The sequence below is a fragment of the Sphingomonas bacterium genome (assembly GCF_028292945.1).
Lineage (GTDB): Bacteria > Pseudomonadota > Alphaproteobacteria > Sphingomonadales > Sphingomonadaceae > Sphingomonas.
On the sequence record NZ_JAQGLJ010000101.1, the window covers coordinates 1 to 5,325 of the forward strand.

The following is a 5,325-nucleotide window of genomic DNA, read 5'->3' on the forward strand; positions in this document are numbered from 1 at the left end:
GTCGGCGGCAATCGCGGCGCTCGGTACGCAGGGCTGCGCGAGGACGGAAGCCGGCGCGAGCGCGGCGAGGAGGATGAGGCGGCGCATCGGGTGGGCACTGGCATGCAGCGCCGCGCGGTGGCAAGGCATGGCCGCATGGAACCCGACCGCATCCTCTTTATCGACGGTGAAGCGTTGGTGATCGACAAACCCGCCGGCCTGCCGGTCGACCCGCCACGCGACGGCGGGCTGTCGCTCGACAACCACATGGAGGGCCTCCGCTTCGGCTTTCACCGCTGGCCGGTGCCGGTGCATCGGCTCGATCGCGACACCAGCGGCTGCCTGTTGCTGGCGCGCAATCCCAAGGCTGGCGCGAAGTTCCAGCGCGCCTTCGAGGCGGGCGCGGTGGAGAAGGTGTATATCGCGGTGCTCGACGGCGTGCCCGAGGGCGAGGGGGGTGAGATCGACCTGCCGCTCGTCAAGGTGTCGAGCGCCGAGGCCGGGTGGCGGATGATCGTGCGCAAGGACGGCAAGGCCTCGCGCACCGCCTGGCGCGTGCTGCGGGTGCTGGACGGGCAGGCGCTGGTTGAGTTCCGGCCCGCGACCGGTCGGACGCACCAGATCAGGGTGCATGCCGCGACCGGGCTGGGCGTCGCGGTGGTCGGCGACCCGGTTTACGGGACGGCCGGCAAGCAGGGCATGCTGCTCCACGCCGCGCGGCTGGTGCTGCCGCGTCCGGGCAAGACAGCGATCAAAGCGGACGCGCCGCTGCCGGCGCGGTTCGGGCGGTTTGCGGTGGTCGAGCCGGGCGAGGAGCCGGTGGCCGGTTGAGCCGAGCGGAACTTCCGTAACTTCCGCCCCTGTCGGCCCGGAAATCGCCTTTGCCGATGTGAAACAGGTCGGAAGTTCCGCATCGAGCGGAAGTTTCCGAGTACGCGGAAGTTTCATCAAGACCCGCGGGTACTCGGCGTCTGGGCGGCGAAGCAGTGCGGCAAGAGCGTCATCCGAGAGCATGTGCGCGCGCAGGTATGTTGTAGGACAGCAAATTCGTGCGGCGGAAGCTGGTGGCAAGCGGACGTTGCGGATAATCGGCGTTTGGCTACAAACCTGCGATGCTGTGGAACATCAGAGACAATCGAACGCGCCCTTACCGCTGGCGTGAGGTCAATGCCATCGTCGAAGCCGTGGAACACGACAACAGTTGCCCGGACGCTGATCAAGCTCCGGAAAGCGACCCAAAGCTGACGGTCGATTACAATGCGCTTGAAGCCGTCTCGGTCCAAGAAGCGGTTGCTTGGGCGAACAACCAGCCATGTCCCGTGACATTGTTTCTATACGATCTTGGCGGGGGATTCTCGGACAGCGAACACTTCGGGGGAATGGAGATACGGTTTCCCGAAAAGGATGGAGATGCCTGACCCTGAATGTCCGCAACTGGGCGTTAGCGGGCCTTAGCTGCTCAGGTAAGTTACCGTCGCAAACGTGATGGCCACCGCTCCGACCGTGAGTGCGAGAACAGCCACAATGCCAACTAGCCATGCTGCGAGCCGTCCAAAGCGGTCATCAACCCACTCGATAACAGCTTCGGCTAGCCCGCTTAGCAATCCGTCCATCATGCGAGACTACGGCTTACGGGAATGTCCGCAAGTGGGCGAAAGCGGACAACCGCTCTCGCAGCCCTTCCATGCTTCACCCCAACGGCCGATAGGCACCCCGCATGCCCGCCATCCCCGTCACCCGTTCGATCTCGATCGACAGCGAGGAGCTGGAGGAGACGTTCACGCGATCGGGCGGGGCGGGGGGGCAGCATGTCAACACCACCGACAGCGCGGTGCAGTTGCGGTTCGACGTGGCGAACTCGCCCAATCTGCCCGAGGCGGTGAAGGGGCGGCTGGCGGTGCTGGCGGGATCGCGGATGACCCGCGACGGGGTGCTCGTGCTGCGCAGCGAGGGGTCGCGGTCGCAGCTGCTCAACCGTCAGGAGGTGCGCGAACGGCTGGTCGCGCTGATCGCCGAGGCGGCGGTGGTGCCCAAGCGGCGGCGGCCGACCAAGCCGTCGCGGTCGGCTAAGGCGAAGCGGGTGGACGAGAAGAAGGGGCGGGCGACCGTCAAGGCGGGGCGGGGAAGGGTGCGGGAGGATTGATCCTCCCCGGAACGGGGAGGTGGCGCGCGGCGTAGCCGCGTGACGGAGGGGCGTCTCGGCGCACGCTGCCCTTGTGGCCCCGCCCCTCCACCACTCGCTTCGCGAGCGGTCCCCCTCCCCGTTCCGGGGAGGATCAACTATGGCGCTAGCATGCACCACTTCACCATCGCCGCCGGCTTGAAGGCCGAGCTGTACCGCGACCTCCTCGCCGCGCTCGATGCGCTCACCGCCGACGAGCCGGACGCGATCGCCAACATGGCGAACGCGGCGGCGCTGGTGTGGCAATATCTGCCCGATCTGAACTGGGCGGGCTTCTATCGGCTGGTGGAGGGCGAACTCGTGCTGGGGCCGTTCCAGGGCAAGCCGGCGTGCATCCGCATCCCGCTCGGCAAGGGTGTGTGCGGGACCGCCGCGGCGACGCGACGCACGCAGCTGGTGGCGGACGTCCACGCCTTTCCGGGGCATATCGCGTGCGACGTCGCCAGCCGGTCGGAGCTGGTGGTGCCGCTGATCGCCGGCGGGACGGTGCTGGGCGTACTCGATCTCGACAGCCCGTTGCCGGGCCGCTTCGATGCCGAGGATGCGGCCGGGTGCGAGGCGCTCGCCGCGCTGCTCGCGCGCCGGCTGACCTGACCCGGATCGGGACAGCCTGTTCTCCGGGGGCTCGCTGGCGACTCACCCGGCGCAATGGTAAGCAACCCGTTAAGGGCCGAGTGCGTTGCGCCACCGACAGGGAGAACAATCATGCGGATCGCGACACTGGGAGCGGCGCTTTCAGCCGGTGGGGCGCTGATGACGGCGGGCATGGCCGCAGCACAGCAGCCGATGGGCCATTCCGGTCCCGGCGCGGGCTATCGCCAGCCGAACCGCGTCGTCGTGCATGGGCCGCATCGCCCGATCCCCGCCCAGCCGATGCGGCAGTCGCGCTGGGGCAGCAAGGTTGGCGGCAAATGGTGGGGCGGGGCGAACGCGCCCGGTGGCTGGGCCGCCTATCGCCAGCCGTTTCGCGGCTATCGCCTGCCGACCTATTGGGTCGCGCCGCGCTTCTACGTCACCGACTGGAACCGCTATGGACTGGCCTCGCCGTCGAGCGGGTCCAACTGGGTGCGCTATTATGACGATGCGGTGCTGATCGATCGCAGCGGGTCGGTGGTGGATCATCGCGGCGGGCTGGAATGGGATCGTGAGGAATATCTCGCGGATGGGGGCAGCTATGGAAGCACCTATGACGCACCCGGGCCGCGCAGCGGCATCGGTGGTGCGATCGCTGGCGCGGCAGTCGGAGGTGTCGTCGGCAACGTAGTGGCGGGCCGCGGCAACCGGCTGGGCGGCACGCTGATCGGAGCCGGGGTCGGCGCGGCGGCGGGTCTGGCGCTCGATCGCGCGACGGACCCGGCGCGGCGGGGTGGTCGCGGCTATGATGGCGATTATCGCGAGCCGCCGATCGCGCCCGATCATGGGCGTACCGGTCACGGTCGTTACGAGCGCGAGGTGGTCATGGATCATCACGGCCCGGATCATGGCGGGCCGGATCGCATGGGAGGCGGTAGCTGGCGGTCGCACGACGGGCGCACCACGGTGGTGACGACCGGCGGCGGACATGGCGGCGGGTACTCGCACGGTTATGGCTCGACGGGCGGCCCGGTGATCTACACGACGCCAGGCTCGGTCACCACGATCACGATCGCGAGTGCGCCGGTGGTCACCACCACGACGACGACCGAATATTACGAGGACGCCGTGACCTATTCGCGGCCGGCCGCGCGCCACTATGTCGCCAAGCGCAAGGTATACCCCAGCAAGCGCGTCTGGCGCGCGAAAGCCAAGCCGCGCTGCGTCTGTCGCTGAGTTAACGGCGCCACCCGGCAAGGGTGGTGCCGTGGCGACGCCGCCCCGTTTTCCCTTTCGGGGCGGCGTCGTAATACTTGTCACCCTGAACTCGTTTCAGGGTCCATGCGCGCCGGATGCGACGAGCCGGTCGCTGGCCGTCCGCGTCGATGCTGAAACAAGTTCAGCATGACTGGGTCAGGGCCGGGGCGCCCGCTCCCTGCCGGCAAAGGTGACCAGGCTCTCGCTGCCGTCGGCCGCCAGCGACGACACGCCGATGAAGTTGTCATCCACCGGCACCTCGGCCAGCAGCGCGGTCGTGCCGGTCACGTCGCGCGACGCCGTCCAGCCGCCTGCGTCGCTGCGGCGCCAACGAATGCGATAGCCGGCGGCGTGGGCGACCGGAGACCAGCGCACGGTCGTGTCGCGTGATAGATCGCCCTTCAACGATGCCGACACCGGCGCGGCAGGCGCGCTGGCGAGGCGCTGGATCGCGGCCATGTTGATCGCGGTCACCTTGGCCAGATAGCCGAAGTCCATGACCTCGACCGTGTCGCCATAGGCGCGGCCGTTCTCCGTACGAAGGTCCTGGTGTTGCGCGTCCCAATTCTCCGCCGCGACCGAAAAGCGAATGGCGGGGAAGCCTGCGCGCAGGAACGGCTCGTGATCGCCGCCGCGACCGAACCGGTCCGGGCGGCGGTCGACGAACACGTCGAGGCCACCAGGCAGCGTCCCCGCGATGCCGTCCACCGCCTTGGCGAGCGCGCGCGACGGGCCGTCGTCCTCGCCGCCGTCGCCGCGCCGGGCGATCTGGTCGGGCAGCGCTTCGGACGCGCGAATGCCCTCGGAGAAGACGCGGACATGGCCGGCGACCCGCTTGCCGCCCTGGGCCACCGTGTTGCCGACGATGTCGTTGTTGAGCATCGCCGATACGGTCCAGCCGCGCTGCCTGGCGGTGTCCGCAAGCAGTTCGCCGCCCCACAATCCCTGTTCCTCGCCCGAGAACACCGCATAGACGATCGTCGCGTCGTAGCGACGCTTCGACAGGTGGCGCGCGGCCTCCAGCACCAGCGCGACGCCGCTGGCATTGTCGTTGGCGCCCGGCGCGTCGGCGCTGGCGTTCATCACATCGGAGATGCGGCTGTCGATGTGCGCGCCGACGATGACCACTCTCTTCGGATCACGGCCGAGCTGTATGCCGAGCACGTTCTCGACGTTGACGCCCGCCGGCGCGCGCGCGCCGGTGAAGCGCCGCGCGATGCGCTCGCCCGTGACGCAGCCGCCGCACTCGCGCCCGATCCGCGTGAACTGCGCCGCCGCCCAGTCGCGGGCCGCGCCGATGCCGCGTCTGGGATCGGTGGTGGTCGACAGCGTGT

The 5,325-nt window shown here is 68.8% G+C and carries 6 protein-coding genes; 5 read left to right on the forward strand and 1 reads right to left on the reverse strand.

Features of this window, described 5'->3' with window-relative positions:
• The first annotated feature begins 135 nt into the window (after positions 1 to 135).
• From JWN21_RS11030 to JWN21_RS11050, 5 genes are all read left to right on the forward strand, one after another.
• Positions 136 to 810, forward strand: a complete 675-nt coding sequence (locus tag JWN21_RS11030) for an RluA family pseudouridine synthase (protein ID WP_299649809.1) — start codon at positions 136 to 138, stop codon at positions 808 to 810.
• A gap of 281 nt (positions 811 to 1,091) precedes the next feature.
• Complete coding sequence (locus tag JWN21_RS11035) at positions 1,092 to 1,397, forward strand: hypothetical protein (protein ID WP_299649795.1); 306 nt, start codon at positions 1,092 to 1,094, stop codon at positions 1,395 to 1,397.
• A 299-nt stretch (positions 1,398 to 1,696) separates the two neighbouring features.
• Positions 1,697 to 2,122: an alternative ribosome rescue aminoacyl-tRNA hydrolase ArfB gene (arfB, locus tag JWN21_RS11040; RefSeq protein WP_299649798.1), complete on the forward strand. Its 426-nt coding sequence runs from the start codon at positions 1,697 to 1,699 to the stop codon at positions 2,120 to 2,122.
• Positions 2,123 to 2,272: 150 nt separating this feature from the next.
• Entirely contained in the window at positions 2,273 to 2,755 is a 483-nt protein-coding gene (locus JWN21_RS11045; protein ID WP_299649801.1) for a GAF domain-containing protein, read from the forward strand.
• A gap of 111 nt (positions 2,756 to 2,866) precedes the next feature.
• Positions 2,867 to 3,970: an RcnB family protein gene (locus JWN21_RS11050; RefSeq protein WP_299649804.1), complete on the forward strand. Its 1,104-nt coding sequence runs from the start codon at positions 2,867 to 2,869 to the stop codon at positions 3,968 to 3,970.
• A 177-nt stretch (positions 3,971 to 4,147) separates the two neighbouring features.
• Here the strand turns inward: JWN21_RS11050 and JWN21_RS11055 are convergent.
• Positions 4,148 to 5,325 (reverse strand): M20/M25/M40 family metallo-hydrolase (locus JWN21_RS11055; protein ID WP_299649807.1); only part of this gene is annotated, 1,178 nt, incomplete at its 5' end.

Coding starts and splice junctions, on each gene's coding strand:
- JWN21_RS11035 (WP_299649795.1), top strand. CDS start 1,092: ATGCTGTGGAACATCAGAGACAATCGAACGCGCCCTTACCGCTGGCGT.
- arfB (WP_299649798.1), top strand. CDS start 1,697: ATGCCCGCCATCCCCGTCACCCGTTCGATCTCGATCGACAGCGAGGAG.
- JWN21_RS11050 (WP_299649804.1), top strand. CDS start 2,867: ATGCGGATCGCGACACTGGGAGCGGCGCTTTCAGCCGGTGGGGCGCTG.
- JWN21_RS11030 (WP_299649809.1), top strand. CDS start 136: ATGGAACCCGACCGCATCCTCTTTATCGACGGTGAAGCGTTGGTGATC.
- JWN21_RS11045 (WP_299649801.1), top strand. CDS start 2,273: ATGCACCACTTCACCATCGCCGCCGGCTTGAAGGCCGAGCTGTACCGC.